The 14,774-nt window shown below is 66.4% G+C and carries 12 protein-coding genes; 6 read left to right on the top strand and 6 right to left on the bottom strand.

All coding sequences use genetic code 11. From position 1 onward, the window contains the following. Positions 1–97 precede the first annotated feature (97 nt). From VG543_RS14830 to VG543_RS14810, 5 genes are all read right to left on the bottom strand, one after another. Positions 98–469, bottom strand: coding sequence for a hypothetical protein (locus VG543_RS14830; RefSeq protein ID WP_019662198.1), 372 nt, complete (start codon positions 467–469; stop codon positions 98–100). 380 nt (positions 470–849) lie between these two features. After that, on the bottom strand, positions 850–1,563 hold the full coding sequence (locus VG543_RS14825; RefSeq protein ID WP_423179168.1) for a M15 family metallopeptidase: 714 nt from the start codon (positions 1,561–1,563) through the stop codon (positions 850–852). Beyond that, positions 1,496–3,049, bottom strand: a complete 1,554-nt coding sequence (locus tag VG543_RS14820) for a serine hydrolase domain-containing protein (RefSeq protein WP_423179169.1) — start codon at positions 3,047–3,049, stop codon at positions 1,496–1,498. Before VG543_RS14820 ends, VG543_RS14825 begins: the two co-directional genes overlap by 68 nt. A 55-nt stretch (positions 3,050–3,104) precedes the next feature. Then, positions 3,105–6,128 (bottom strand): TonB-dependent receptor domain-containing protein, encoded by a 3,024-nt coding sequence (locus tag VG543_RS14815; RefSeq protein ID WP_180832988.1) that lies wholly within the window; start codon positions 6,126–6,128, stop codon positions 3,105–3,107. 51 nt (positions 6,129–6,179) lie between these two features. Further along, a complete protein-coding gene (locus VG543_RS14810; RefSeq protein WP_346474023.1) occupies positions 6,180–7,652 on the bottom strand; it encodes a transglutaminase-like domain-containing protein in 1,473 nt (490 codons plus the stop codon). Positions 7,653–7,784: 132 nt separating this feature from the next. Between VG543_RS14810 and VG543_RS14805 the strand changes: the two genes are divergently transcribed. The 6 genes from VG543_RS14805 (at position 7,785) to VG543_RS14780 (ending at position 14,031) form a co-directional block, all read left to right on the top strand. Continuing rightward, complete coding sequence (locus VG543_RS14805; protein WP_423179170.1) at positions 7,785–9,224, top strand: SH3 domain-containing protein; 1,440 nt, start codon at positions 7,785–7,787, stop codon at positions 9,222–9,224. Next, positions 9,221–10,315, top strand: coding sequence for a dipeptide epimerase (locus tag VG543_RS14800; RefSeq protein ID WP_423179171.1), 1,095 nt, complete (start codon positions 9,221–9,223; stop codon positions 10,313–10,315). The genes VG543_RS14805 and VG543_RS14800 overlap by 4 nt, the downstream gene beginning before the upstream one ends. A gap of 358 nt (positions 10,316–10,673) precedes the next feature. Next, positions 10,674–11,522 (top strand): MurR/RpiR family transcriptional regulator, encoded by an 849-nt coding sequence (locus VG543_RS14795; protein WP_423179172.1) that lies wholly within the window; start codon positions 10,674–10,676, stop codon positions 11,520–11,522. A gap of 15 nt (positions 11,523–11,537) precedes the next feature. Next, positions 11,538–12,299: a L,D-transpeptidase family protein gene (locus tag VG543_RS14790; RefSeq protein ID WP_134731188.1), complete on the top strand. Its 762-nt coding sequence runs from the start codon at positions 11,538–11,540 to the stop codon at positions 12,297–12,299. Continuing rightward, positions 12,296–13,597, top strand: coding sequence for an APC family permease (locus VG543_RS14785; RefSeq protein WP_164144987.1), 1,302 nt, complete (start codon positions 12,296–12,298; stop codon positions 13,595–13,597). The genes VG543_RS14790 and VG543_RS14785 overlap by 4 nt, the downstream gene beginning before the upstream one ends. A gap of 110 nt (positions 13,598–13,707) precedes the next feature. Then, positions 13,708–14,031 (top strand): hypothetical protein, encoded by a 324-nt coding sequence (locus tag VG543_RS14780; protein WP_069139911.1) that lies wholly within the window; start codon positions 13,708–13,710, stop codon positions 14,029–14,031. Between the two features lie 107 nt (positions 14,032–14,138). Here the strand turns inward: VG543_RS14780 and yiaA are convergent, their stop codons facing one another. Further along, positions 14,139–14,591 carry an inner membrane protein YiaA gene (gene yiaA / locus VG543_RS14775; RefSeq protein ID WP_423179173.1) on the bottom strand — a complete coding sequence of 151 codons (453 nt, stop codon included), beginning with the start codon at positions 14,589–14,591 and terminating at the stop codon, positions 14,139–14,141. Positions 14,592–14,774: the final 183 nt, after the last annotated feature.

Genomic DNA, 14,774 nt, shown 5'->3' with positions numbered 1-14,774 from the left:
CGCATGCTTTAGCGCGGTGGTTAGGGTGAAGTGAGTGGCTCATAAGATGCGCATTCAGCGCCTCTGCATTTAACCGGCAGGCAACGAAAAACCTGCGTCAGTCGACGGTTTTTTCCGATGACCGCGAACTGAACAACACCCATGCAAGAGCAACACCGGCGAGCGCACCGGCGATTTCCAGCACCACACGGCTGCCGAGCTCGTTGGGATCGTGGATGGTGGCCAGGAAGATGCGCGCGTACAGCGGCGATTCCAGCCGCACGATGCCCATGTAGAACAGCTTCCATGCATCGATGCCGGCGGAGATGATCACGGCGATGACGCAGGACCAGCCGATCGCATGCCCCGCTGTCCAGTGCAGGAGCCGGCACAGCTGCGACCACAGGAAGTACACCAGCAGCCCGACCAGCATGGCGATGGCGCCGGCTTCCAGGGTACCGAGCAGGCCGAAGTGCAGAGGAAGGTTCATCGGGTGGGCAGGGATGAAGAGGCGGCCAGTGTAAGGGATCTGCCCCGGACCCGATCCGGTAGCCACGGTAGATCCACGCCATGCGTGGATGAATCTCCATCCAAATCGAATATCTCGACGATTGAACAAGGAGCAGCCGAGCATGGGCTCGGCTCTACAACGGACCACGCGGGAAACTGTCGAAGGCGGGGTGGGTCCGGTTGCGGGGGCGTGAGCCGCATGGATGCGGCGACCGAGCTTACATGGACGTACTTGCAGCGTCCCCCGAAACCGGACCCACCCCGCCATCCCACGGAATGCACGCTGTTGCTGTTGCGTCTGATGTTGCCGGCCAGCGGCCGGCACTACCGCGGGTGCAGGGCGCAGCCCTGCCGATGCCCCTACCGTACCGGGACGTCGTACGCGGTGCCGGAATCCGGTTCGGGCTGCAGGGTGTAATGCCACCACTCCTGCGGATAGTTGACGAAGCCACGGCGCGCCATCGCCTGCACCAGCTGCTGGCGGTTCGCCTGCTGCACAGTGCTCAGCCCGCTCGTCTGCGTATGCGCACGTGGCCCGAAGAAGTCGAAGTCGGTGCCCATGTCCAACGGCGCACATGCACCGCTGCGGCAATCCAGCAGGCCCAGATCCACCGTGGCACCGCGGCTGTGGCCGGAGCGCTCGGCGATGTAGCCGTCAGCCAGCAGGCGTGGCTTGTCCAGATCCGGGTACTGCTGCGCCTTGCGCGAGAGCTCGCGCGGATCGTTCACCCAGGCCATGAACGCCTGCACCGAACGCACCGGCCGGTAGCAGTCGTAGAGGCGCAGGCCGAAGCCATCGGCGCGCAGGTCCTGTTCCACCTCGGCCAGCGCCTTCGCCACCGGCGCCAGCAGGTAGCACGAAGGCGCCTCGTAGCCTGGCACACGCGCGCCGGTGAAGTTGTTGGCACCCGCATAGCGGATATCCAGGTCGATTCGCGGCGACAGCGTGCGGATCTCCACCAGTCCGGCGCTGGCCGCGTCGGTGGCCGGTGAAACGCGCGGTGGCTCAGCGGCGCCGGTGGTCGCCGCCAGGGCAATCGCCAGTACGAGTGAAATGCAGGTCCTGGAAGTCATAGCTGAAGTCGATGTCCGGATCGATGGCGCGCAGGTCCAGTGTCGGTGCCGGGCCCTCGCCCGGCCGCAGCCACGCCTGTGCATCGTCACCCAGCGTATCCCAGCGCAGCAGCCAGCGCCCCTGCAGCTGCAGCACGGCCCCCTGCAGGCGGGGCGACTTGTCCACGCTGAAGCGCAGGCCGTCCTTGCCTGGGCACAGCGATGCGGGCCCCAGCCAGGGATCGCTGTAGCGTCCCTGCCAACGCGGCAGATCGGAAGCCGACGCCTGCCGCGCGTCCAACGTCGGCGGCCGCTGGTGCCCGGTTGCCGCACGAGCGGCCTGGTCCGCCTTCAGTTCGGCCAGGTATTCCATCGCCGGGCGCGCATCATTGGGGGCGGTGAAGCGTTTCAGTGCGGCCTGCATCAATGCGGTGCGCGCATCCTCGCCTTCACCGTTGATCAGCATCACCACGCCCACCTTGCGGTCAGGCAACAGTGCCAGCGACGAGTACATGCCCGATAGGGTGCCGGTGTGCGCCACCTTCCACTGCCCATCCATGTCCGACACCCGCCAGCCATAGCCGTAGCCATGGAAATGCGCGTTGTCCCAACGCCGCTGGCGTTCACCCAGCGCCATCGGCATGTGCAGGGTCCACAGCGTACGGCGCTGCTCAGCGTCCAACCAGCCAGGTGCCAGGGCGGGATCGAGCAGCACCTGCATCCAGCGCGTCATGTCGCGCAGCGAACAACGGATGCCGCCGGCCGCCATCGACGGCAGGTCCGGGCTGATCGCTCCATCCGCGTTCACTACCGCGTTGCGATCACCGCGCCAGGCATGCGGCTGCGCCACGTTGCCCACGCGCTTCACCGACCACGCCCCCACCTGGCAGCGCGTCATGCCCAGTGGTTCGAACACCTGCTCGCGCATCAGCTGGTCGTACGGCTTGCCACCCGCTGCCGCCGCCACTTCCCCGGCCACCACGTACATCAGGTTGTCGTAGGCGTAGCGGCTGCGGAAGCTGCTGACCGGTTTCAGGTGCGCCAGCCCCGCGATGATGTCCGCACGGGTGAACGCGTTCGGTTCCGGCCACAGCATCAGGTCACCGGCGCCCAGGCCCAGGCCGCTGTTGTGGATCAGCAGGTCGCGCACCTGCATCTGCTCGCCCACCCACGCATCGTGCATGCGGAAGCCCGGCAGATATTGCTGCACCGGATCCTGCCAGCGCAGCTTGCCCTGCTGCACCAGTCGCGCCAGCAGCGCGGCGGTCATCGCCTTGCTGTTGGAGGCGATCTTGAACAGCGTGTCCTGGTCGATGCGGCCGCCGTCGCCACGCGCGCCTTCGGCGTGGCGATAGACCACCTGCCCGTTGTCGACCACCGCCATGGCCAGCCCGGGCAGGTGCTCGTGCTGGACCACAGCGGCGACGTCGGCATCGAGGGAGGCGATATCGGTCGGCGAAGCGGACGGTGCGGCCAGTGCCGCCGCGACGATCAGCAGGTGGTACATGCGCGCAGCCCCTCCATTGCCCGCGCCGTCACGGTGGGCGGCGCGGATCGTGGCCTCAGAAGTTCCAGGTCACCACCAGCTGGGTGTAGCGCGGGGCCTGCCAGCGCGTCCCGGTGGCGAACGTCGCTTCGCGGTACTGGCCGGGCTGCGCTTCATAGCGCTGGTGCACGTTGATGGTCTTCTGGTTGTTGAACAGGTTGTACACCGACAGCCGTGCACTGAGATCGATGCCCTCCACCGGCAAACGCCAGGTCACGTTGGCGCCCATGGTCCAGGTCCACGGCAGGCGACCGAACGCACCGCGTGGGCTGTACTCGAACTGCCGCTGGTTGTACGGGCCGGAACAGTTGGCCACGCACAGCCAGCCGGTACCACCGCCGCTACCCTCGCTGGAAGTACTGCCACCGGCGATGGAATCGTTTGGCCACATCACGCCGTAGGCAGTGATCGGGCCACCGGACTGCACCTGCAGTGTGGTACCGAACGACCATTGCTTGTTCAGCGCGTAAGCGGCACGCAGCTTGAACTGGTGGCGGAAGTCGTTGAACAGCACGCCATAGCGCTCGTTGGTGGCCGGATGGTCCCAGAACTGGACCATGCCGGTGTCGCCGTAGTTGGTATCGGAATTCACCGGGCCTTCGAAATTGCCCTCACTCTTCGACCACAGGTAGGACGCGTTGAACATCCACTTCTCGTCCCAGGCACGGTCGATCTGGAATTCCAGTGCCTTGTAGGTGCGCTTGGGCTTGGAGTAACCGATCACCTCGCCGCTGCCGCCCTTCCGATAGCCGCTGTTGGCGGTGTCAATGGTGATCCAGCCTTCGGTGGCGCAGCCGATGCTCTTGTCGCCCCAGATCGTCAGGCTCTCGCCCGGGTTGGCGATCGGCCACAGCGTGCTGGGGGTCGGGCCGCATGGGGTGTAATTGATGCGGATGTCGTCCAGCGCACGGGTCATGCGTCGATAGGTGGCGTTGACGCCCCACGACCATGCCTGGTTGATCATGTTCTGGAAGCCCAGGATGTACTCGTCCTGGTAGACCGCCTTGAGGTCGCGATCCACACTCTGGCGCAGGTCGGCACCGCCGGTGTTCATGCGGGTGTCGGTCGGCCCGATCTGCTGACCGACGACCGGTGCCATGTACGGTGAGCCGGTCGGCGAGGTTTTCCGCTCCCAGCCATTGAGCACGTAGTAGCTGTACTCGTCGGTCAGGCCACCTGCGAAATTCACGTTGATGTTGTTGGTGACAGGCAGGTAGTAGCGGCCGGCGTTGCCGAACAGCTTGGTGCTGCCATCACCGCGCATGTCCCACGAGAAGCCGACGCGAGGTGCGATCAGGTCATCCATCTTGATGAACGCCTTGCCGGCGGCGGTACGGTTCTCGAAACGGTCCCAGCGCACGCCCAGGTTCAGCATCAGGTTCGGGGTGATGTTCCAGATGTCTTCCACGTACAGCGCATTGGCTTCGGTCTCGAACGTGCCGCCCGACTTGCGGTTGCGCGCACGCAGCATTTCGGTAACGCCAGCCGGTACGTAGGCATTGGCACCGTCCCAGACTTCATCGCCGGGGCGCGCCACGTAGGCGGTGTAGCTCAGTTCGGTCGGGCCGGGGTAGCGGGTGGACTGCTTTGTGGTCATCAGCTCACGGTCGACACCGAAGCGCAGCAGGTGGTCACCCAGCTGCCATTCGAAGTCCAGTCGCGCCACGTCACGGGTATCGTCACGCTCGGCCACTGCCGTGCCCGTGGGGTGGCAGCCTGCGCGCAGGCCCTGCAGCTTGCCCAGGCGCGGGCCGTAGGTACTGTCGGTGAACACGGGGCTGCAGGCCTGATCCAGCGATGAATTGGTGAACGCACGCTGGTTGTTCTGGCCGACCATGGCGCGCGCGGTGAAGTTCTGTCCGAAGTGGCCGGTGTAGGTGGCCGACCAGTTGCGGCCGCCGGTCTCGGTGACCGAATCGCCGCCCCAGGCGCCGAGCTGGTCGGCGTTCCAGTTGTAACCGTACGACGCATTGGTGACATCGCCCTCATCCGAGAACGCCAGCAGCGCCAGGCTGTGGTTGTCGTTGATGTTCCAGTCCAGCTTGGTGCCCCAGAAGCCGTTGCCGGAGTCGTTCTTGAACCAGGTACTGCCATCGGACGAGGTGTTGTGTCCCTTGTCGCTGCGGTCTTCGTACATCGCGAACAGGAACAGCTTGTCCTTGACGATCGGGCCGGAGCCCCACACGTTGGTCTTCAGGAAGGAGTTGTTGTCGCGGCTGCCATAGGAATGCGGGGTGCCGTCGCGGTGGAAATGATCGCCGCCACTGGCGCGCCACGCACTGGGCTCGGCGGTGACTTCAACACCGCCCTCGAATTCGTTGCTGCCCGAACGGGTCACCGCATTGATCACGCCACCGGTGGAGCGGCCGAACTCGACCGAGTAGCCACCGGTCTTGACCTGGAACTCCTTGAAGAAGGCGAACGGCGCGGTGCTGAAGCCGCGACGGGTATACATGTCGGTGACATTCAGGCCATTGATGAAGACCGCATTCTCGGCCACCGATGAACCAGCGAATGACAGGCCGCCGAATGACGAGTTGCCGCCGACCACGCCCGGCGCCATCAGCGCGACCGCAGACAGGTCCTGCGCCACCGGCAGCCGCGAGATCTCCTGGCGGTTGATGTTGAAGGATGTCTCGGTGGAGTAGACATCCACGCGGTTGACCACGCGGGTGCCGACCACCTGCAGCGCATCGAGATTGGTGACGCCGCCGCCACTGGCCAGGTTGACCGTGGTGGTTCCGCCTACTGCCACACTGACAGCAATCTGATCGCCCAGCTTCTGGCCATCGCGGCTGAGCTGCAGCTGGTAGTCACCTACCGGCAGCTGGCCGAGGCGGTAGCTGCCGTCGGCGCCGACGGTGACGGTACGGGTCAGACCCGTACTGTTGCTGACCACGGTCACCTGGTCGCCCGCGGTTGCACGGCCGGCAACTGCGCCGCTCACGTTCTGTGCCATCGCGATGCCGGGCAGCACTACGCCCAGACACGCCCCAAGGGCGACGCACAACGCCGCCCGCTTGATGCTGTAAGCCTTCATCCCCTGCTCTCTCCTGCAAGAATTGAATGGTGTGGAATGCGGTGTGTCGCGCTAGCGTTGCCTGGCTGGCAGTACCCGCCACTGGAAGTCGTAGCTCCATTGGTCGAAGTACAGGTTGCCGCCTGCCCACTCGGCCTCGCCGCGCTGCGAGTCGACCGTTTCCGAGCGGAAGTGCTGCTTGGCCGGCACGAAGGGCTGGCCGAAATCGTCGTTGAAGGCGATGCGGTAGCCGTCGAGGCCACCCAGGTAGAAATCGCGCAGTGCAGGCACATCGCTGGCAAGCGCGCCGGTGGTCACGTCCATCGGCAGCCAGCCATACGGCGCCAGGTAGACCTGCCCCCAGTCATGCAGGTTGTTGTAGCCGCTGCCATCGCCGGAGAACACCATGCCCGACTGCCAGCGCGCGGGAATGCCGTTCATGCGCAGCAGCGCGATCAGCAGCAGGGTCTGTTGGCCGCAGTCGGCATGGCCGGCATGCAGCGCGTAATCGCTGATGTTGCTGAGCGTGGAGTATTCGCGCGCACCGGCCCAGGGAATGCGATCCACGGCAGCAAACAGCTTGCGCAGCACTTCATACGGACGTGTCTCGCCCTGCAGTACCTGGTCGGAGAACAGCTTCAGCGCCGGGGTGAAGCGCACATGCGGCAGCTGCTCGGCCAGATAGGGCTTCAAGGCCGGATCAGCCGGGGTTGGCTGTACCTTGGCCGGGTCGATCGCGGTATGCCGGGCGAGGATCGTGACCGCGTAGCGGATCTCGAAGCGCGTCGGCTGCCCAGCCACTGCCTTGGCTTCCAGGTACGCGGTGCGCTGCAGGGTACTGGCCGGTGCCACCCGCGCCTTGCCCGGGGTGCTGCCCAGCCACTGCACCTGTTCCTGCTGCCCGGGGATCTCGCGCGGGTACGGAATCCACGCGCGGATCGTTTCACCGGCGGGCACCACATCGGATTTCACCGTGAGCGACTGGGTGAATTCGTAGCGCTGCGGCAGTACCGACGCCTGGCCACTCTGTTCGGCCGCGGCAACCACGCCTGCGTGGTGGGCGTTGAGCACTTCGTTGGGGCCCGGAGGCGGCATCGGTGCATCCGTGCGGCGGCGCGCGCGTGCTTCGTCGCTGAGCAGGAACAGGTTCGACGGTGCGCGCTTGAAGTACCAACGCTCGCCATCGGTATCGAGATGCTCGATCAGGCCGAGTTGGTCCCAGCGCGCAAACTCCTCGTCGGTCAGATCGGGAATCCAGCGGCGCACGGCCGCCTTGGCCGCGGCCTCGTCGAGGGAAAAATCCAGGCGGATGCGGCGCATGCGCTCGCGCTGGAAGGTCCCCTCGGTGGTATCGCCTGCCGTTGCCAGCAGCGCTTCGGCATCGCTGAAGCGACCGCTGTCGATCAGGTCGATCACCTGCGTCTGGCGCGCCCGCTGCTGGCTGCTATGCCCATCCGTCGCGTGCGTGGCCGACACCCACAGCAGCAACACGGCACCCAGGCCGGCGGCGGCAGTCAGACGCGGTTTGCGAACGGCAGGATCCACAGCGACACTTCCCCAGCGCGGGTGGTAATGGCTGTGTAACACGGGCCGGGATGCCGGTCAATAATTTATTCTTGCTTTCCATGCCGAAAGGAATAAATATTCCAACAGGCATTCGAGGAGGGTGTGCACCGCATGAGCCTGGCTTTCCGCGAACGGCACCGGCATTGGCCGCGCCGCTTGACCCTGGCCCTGTGCCTGCTGGCCGCTCCGGCCTTTGCACAGGCGGCCCCACGGCCCGACCCGGGTGCGCCGCTGCCCTATGTGATCGGCCTGCACGAGGCCTATCTGACCCCGCAGTACTGGGCCGCGCGCCTGGACAACGCCGATGCGCCGATTCTGGATCGCGCGCAGATCGAAGCACAGAACGCGCGGATGCGGGCGCAGGACAGCCACATCCAGGACATCGCCGCACTGCCCGCCCAGCTTGATGCGGCGACGGTTCGCGCCAGCATCACCGCGCTGTCGAGCTGGCCCACCCGCGCCCTCTACAACGACAAGGGCCAGGCGATCGCACCCGCGCTGCGCAGCGCGATCGAAGCCAACCTCGGCCTCGATGCGATCCCTGCCAAGGTGGCACCGGCCTACGGGCTGGTGGTGAAGCGCGCGGCACTGCGTACCTTCCCCACCCGCGAGCGGGTCTTCAGCACTGCCGGTGACACCGACATCGACCGCTTCCAGGAATCGGCACTGTTCCCCGGCGACAAGGTCGCCGTGGTCCACCGCAGCGCCGACGGCCGCTGGCTGTTCGTGCACAGCGAGCGCTACAGCGCGTGGATCGAAGCCGACGCCATCGCCAGCGGCGACAAGGCCACGGTGCTCGGTTATGGCGCGAAGGGACCGTACCGGATCGTCACCGGCGCCACCGCACAGACCGCCTATACCCCGGAGGAGCCGCGCGTATCGCGCCTGCAGCTGGACATGGGCGTGCGCCTGCCGGTGCTGGCCGACTGGCCCGCCGCCGAACCAGTGAACGGCCAGCAGGCCCACGCCTCGTGGGTGGTGCAGCTGCCGGTGCGGGAAGCCGATGGTCGCCTGAAGCTGGTGCCGGCGCTGCTGCCGCGCTCGCAGGACACCGCCGCCGACTACCTGCCACTGACCCCGCGCCTGCTGCTGCAGCAGGCCTTCAAGTTCCTCGGCGAGCGCTACGGTTGGGGCCACGACTACGACACGCGCGACTGCAGCGGTTTCGTTTCCGAGATCTACCGCAGCTTCGGCGTGCTGCTGCCGCGCAATACCAGTGCACAGGCGGTCAGCCCGGCACTGGATCGCCTGCCGTTCACCGAGAAGGTCGGCAAGGCCGCGCGCGACCGTGCGGTCACCGAACTACAGGTCGGCGACCTGGTCTACATCCCCGGCCACGTGATGATGGCCATCGGCCACGTCGACGGCCGCACCTGGGTGATCCACGATACGGCGGGCGGCAGCTGGTTCGGTGCCGACGGCACGCGCGTGCAGGCCCATCTCAATGGTGTTTCGGTCACGCCGCTGGAGCCGATGATGGCCAGCGACACCGTCCGCTACATCGACCGCATCACCAACATCCAGCGCCTGCGGGCCAAGACTCCCGAATGAAGATCACCGCCATCGAACTGGGCATGCTGCGCGTGCCGTTGAAGACACCGTTCAAGACCGCGCTGCGCACGGTGGAAACCGTGGAAGACGTGGTGGTGCTGATCCGCACCGACAGCGGCAACACCGGCTATGGTGAAGCCCCGGCCACCGCCGTGATCACCGGCGATACGCACGGCTCGATCATCGAGGCGATCCGCCACTTCATCGCCCCGCGCCTGATCGGCCAGGACGTGGTCAACCTCAACCACCTGTGCACGCTGGTGCAGACCGCGATGGAGCGCAACACCAGCGCCAAGGCCGCGGTGGAGATCGCCCTGTACGACCTGTGGGCGCAGCTGCACGGTGCGCCGCTGTACCAGATGCTCGGCGGCGGCGACCCGGTGATCACCACTGACATCACCATCAGCGTGGACTACATCGACAAGATGGTGGCCGATTCGTTGTCGGCGATCGAACGCGGCTTCGAGTCGTTGAAGATCAAGGTCGGCAAGGACATCGGGCTGGACATCGAACGGGTCAAGGCGATCCATGCCGCCGTGGAAGGCCGCGCCCTGCTGCGCCTGGATGCCAACCAGGGCTGGACCGCCAAGCAGGCGGTGCATGCGATGCGCACGCTGGAGGAAGCCGGCGTGGTACTGGAGCTGCTGGAGCAGCCGGTGAAGGCCGCGGACATCAGTGGCCTGAAGTACGTCACCGACCGCGTCAACACGCCGGTGATGGCCGACGAAAGCGTGTTCAGCCCCAGCCAGGTGATGGACCTGATCCAGCAGCGCGCAGCCGACATCATCAACATCAAGCTGATGAAGACCGGCGGCCTGTCCAACGCGATCCGCATCGCCGACATCGCCGGCATCTACGGCGTGCCGTGCATGATCGGCTGCATGATCGAATCGAGCATCAGCGTGGCCGCAGCCGTGCACCTGGCCGTGGCCAAGAGTGATGTGATCACCAAGGTTGACCTCGACGGTCCCTCGCTGGGCCAGTTCGACCCGGTCAGCGGCGGCGTGCATTTCAACGAATCGGAGATCAGCATCAGCGACGTGCCGGGGTTGGGCATCACCGAAGTGCGTGGGCTGGAGATGGTGGGTTGATTTCTGCCTTGCGGCTGACGTTGCGTGCCACTGGCGCTGGGTCGCGCGTTACTTTTCTTTTCGCGAAAAGAAAAGTAACCAGAAGAAACGCTCCGCCGGCCGCGAGCCGGTGCTACGCACCGGTTCCCTGCGCTCCTCGGCCCGTCGAGGGACGGCGCGGGAACTCGCTACGCTCAGACACCCGCGCCTCTTCGCCCTCGCCGGACCTGCGGTGCCCGGCTCGCTTGAAGGCGGACTCAACGTCAAAAGCAACAACCGCGCTCCGTAACCTCTTCGAGGCTGGAACCCGCTCGACCCATTCCATGACACGCTCTACGCTGCCAGCCGCAACGCGCCCACACATGCCCGGACACCCCGCATGCCGCCCCTGCTGAAGATCCGCACCGAGCGCGGGCAGATGTCGGCCATCGAGCGCCGCATCGCCGACTTCATCCTCGACAACGCCCACCTGCTGCGCGACTACTCGTCACAGCAGCTGGCCAGTGCGCTCGGCATCAGCCAGTCCAGCGTGGTGAAGTTCAGCCAGAAGCTCGGCTTCAAGGGCTACCCGGACCTGAAGTACTCCATCGGCCAGGACGTCGCCCGCGCCGGTGCCGATCCGCAGCAGGCGCCCGACGAACCCGACAGCGGCGATGACTACCTGCGCCTGGGCGAGGCGCTGCGCCGCAGCAAGGCGCAGGCCGAGGAGGAAACACGCCAGGCCAATCCACGCGCGGAGATCGAGCGCATCGTGCAGCTGCTCGACGGTGCGCCCAAGCTGTTCGTATACGGCTTGGGAGACGACGGCCTGTTCGCCCGCGAGTTTGCCATGCGGCTGTCGCTGCTCGGGCTGCTGGTGGTACCCCACACCGACCCGATCCTGATGCTGGCCAACCTCTCGGCCGCGCGCCCGGGGGATGCGCTGCTGGTGTTCTCCGAATTCGGCAACCTGCCCCAGCTATCGCAGCTGTCGCGCCAGTTCCAGGACATGGGGGGCAAGATGATTTCCATCACCCGGCATACCGCCAACCCGCTGCGCGCGCATGCTGACGCAGCGCTGGTGGTGTGCGCGCACGATCGCGCGCCGCAGGTCGCGCAGCTGCTGTACCGTAGCGCCATGCACGCCCTGCTCGATTTCCTGTTCGTGCTGCTCTGCCACACCAATCCGGACCGCCAGCAGCAGCTTGCGGTGAACCTGGAGCGGATCGACCACCTGCTGGATTCCTGACCGGAGCACCTGTTGATGAAATCACTGGTCCGTCTCGCTACCGCTGCACTGCTGCTTGCTACGGCGGTGTCCGTTCACGCGGCGCCGCTGGATGGCGCGCGCCAGCTGATCGTGGTCACCAGCGAAGGCTGGGACAGCACCCAGGGGCAACTGCAGGCCTATGTGCGCGACGGCAAGGGCTGGCACGCGCATGGACAGGCGTTCCCGGTGGCGCTCGGCCGCACCGGCAGTGCCTGGGGCCTGGGCCTGCACCCGGCGCAGGCCGACGGCCCGCAAAAGCAGGAAGGCGATGGCCGCAGCCCGGCCGGCATATTCGCGCTCGGCAGTGCGTTCGGCTATGCCGTCACCCGCCGCGGCACCGCCATGCCCTACCAGCCGATGCTGGACAGCAGCTACTGCATGGACGTGCCCGGTTCGCCGTTCTACAACCGCATCGTTGATGAAAAGAAGGTCGGCAATGCAGCGGTCAAGGGCTCCACCGAGCCGATGCGGCTGGATCTGCACAACAAGGGCGACGTGCGCTACCGGGAGGGCTTCGTGATCGCCCACAACCCGGACAACCAGCCCGGCAAGGGCAGCTGCATCTTCGCCCATCTGTGGCGCCAGCCCGGCGAGGCCACCGCCGGCTGCACGGCCATGCCGCAGGAACGCATGCAGGCACTGCTGGACTGGCTGCGGCCGCAGGACGCGCCGCGTTTCGTGCTGCTGCCGCGCGCCGAGTACAGGCGACTGCAGGCGCAATGGGAGCTGCCTTCATTGAATGGAGACGGCCATTGAGCGCACAGGACGAACCGCAGCTGCAACGCGCGGTCAGCCGCTGGCAGATCGTCGGCCTGTCGATCAACGATGTGATCGGCAGCGGCATCTACCTGCTGCCGGCCGCCACCGTCGCCCTGCTCGGCCCCTTCAGCCTGTGGGGCGTGGTCGCCGCCGGCATCGTCGTGGCCTTGCTGGTGCTGTGCTATGCGCAGGCCGCCAGCTACTTCGATGAACCCGGCGGCAGCTACCTGTATGCACGCGAGGCGTTCGGGCGCTTCGCCGGTTTCGAGATCGGCTGGATGATCTGGCTGACCCGCATCAGCTCGGCGGCCGCACTCAGCAACGCGCTGGCCGATGCCGTCGCGCGTTTCTGGCCGTGGGCCGGTGCCGGCATGGGGCGCATCGCGGTGATCGTGGTGTCGCTGGGCTTCCTGACCGGCGTCAACATCATCGGCGTGCGCTCGGCCGCGCGTACCGGCGTGGTGCTGGTGATCGGCAAGATGCTGCCGCTGCTGCTGTTCGTGGCCATCGGTGCGTTCTACATCGACCCACAGCTGGCCTTCTCCGGCCAGCGTCCGGACCCGCATGACCTGCAGCGCATGGGCGAGGCCGCCTTGCTGCTGCTGTACGCCTATGCCGGCTTCGAGAACATCCCGGCCGCCGCCGGCGAGTACCGCAATCCGCGTCGCGATATTCCGTTCGCGCTGATCACCATGATCATCACCGTCACCGTCATCTACGGCGCGGTGCAGGTGGTGGCACAGGGCACGCTGGCCGGCCTGGCCAGCTCGGCCACGCCGCTGGCCGATGCCGCTGCCGGCTTCGGCGGCGAAGCACTGGCGCTGATCCTGACCGTCGGCGCGACCATCTCCATCCTCGGCACCAACAGCAACACGATGATGATGGGCCCGCGCTTCCTGTTCGCACTGGCCCGCGATGGCTATGGGCCGAAGATCCTGGCGCAGGTGCATCCGCGCTTCCACACGCCGGCCGCGTCGATCCTGTGCCAAGGCCTGATCGCGCTGGGCCTGGCCCTGTCCGGTTCGTTCGTGCAGCTGGCCCTGCTTTCCATGACCACGCGCCTGTTCGCCTACATCGGAACGGCCGCTGCGGTACTGGTACTGGCCAAGCGCTACGCCGACCGCCCGGGCGCGTTGAAGCTGCCCGGTGGGCCGTTGATTCCGGTGCTTGCGCTGCTGCTGTGCCTGGCCCTGTTCGCCAGTGCCAGCTGGCAGAACATCGCAGCTGCACTGATCGCGTTCGCCATCGGCGCGGTGATCTACAAGCTGCCGCGCAAGGATGCCGACGCCGGATGACCGACAGCGCCGGGCCATGCCCGGCGGATTGATCTGGTGATCACGCTGCCGGACCGGGCCGTTAACCGCCACGCAGGCACGATCAGGCTTCGTCCACAACGGAGCCTTCCATGACCGAGTACCAGATTCCCGGCCGCGTACCGGACGACAGCACGCCGCGCGACGCGGTCAGCAACTACTGGCGCGAACGCTACACGGCCGAGCCGTACTACGACGACCAGTTGTTCTTCGAGGACTACGAGCCTGCCTACCGCATCGGCCACGCCGCGCGTGCGCAGGACATGATCCGCGCCTACGAGCAGGTCGAAGCCGAGCTGGAATCGCGCTGGGCCAATGAACGTGGCCGCAGCCGGCTGGAATGGGCGCAGGCACGCAATGCCGTGCGCCGTGGCTGGGACGAAGCGCACCTGGCGGACCCGCTGTTGAAGCGATAGCGCCATGCTTCTGTAGAGCCGGGCCTACGCTCGGCTCTCGCACCACGTCTGTAACGTCGAGCCATGCTCGACTGAGCCGAGCATGGCTCGGCTCTACACCGGATCGATCATTCCTGTTCCGGCAGCGGCGGCACGATCGCGCTGTGCTTGCTCCCGCCACCACCGGCGGCGATCAGGTCGCGGGTGTTCTTCTGCACGGCCACCGCGCCGAACAGCGACAGTGCATACGCCATGCCGTAGAAGCCCTTCTCGCTCGGTGCCAGCGTGGCATTCCACAGGCCAACCAGCAGCAGCATCAGCGCCGACAGCAACGCGAACCAGCACAGCGCGTAGTACAGGCCACTCACCGCAATGCCTTCGACGCGGTCGCGCACGCTCTTCTGCAGCGACACCGCCGCGAACAGGCCGAACAGCAGCAGGGTCAGGTAGTAGCCCTTCTCGTTGAGCGCCATCGTGGCATTGAACAGGCCGATCAGGTAGGCCACCGCACCCAGCAGCAGGGCCACCCATGAGGCGGCGATGAAGGCGGTGGAGGGCTTGTGGGGCATGGCAGTGTTCATTGCAGGTCCTTGGCAGGCAGACGGGCACGCTTTGCCCGGGCGTGCCCACCCTAGACGATCCCGCCGCGCTCGCACAGGGGTCGCAGGACCTTCGGGCCACGACGCTCACGGCGCCAGTGGTATACAAGGGACAGCCCGGCCATCCGCATCCCCGCACTGGAGATACCCATGACCCGCACGCCC

The organism is Stenotrophomonas sp. CASM101 (assembly GCF_049384845.1).
Taxonomy (GTDB): domain Bacteria; phylum Pseudomonadota; class Gammaproteobacteria; order Xanthomonadales; family Xanthomonadaceae; genus Stenotrophomonas; species Stenotrophomonas hibiscicola.
The sequence above is the reverse complement of the archived record's forward strand: the minus strand, read 5'-3'. Positions and strand labels throughout refer to the sequence as shown.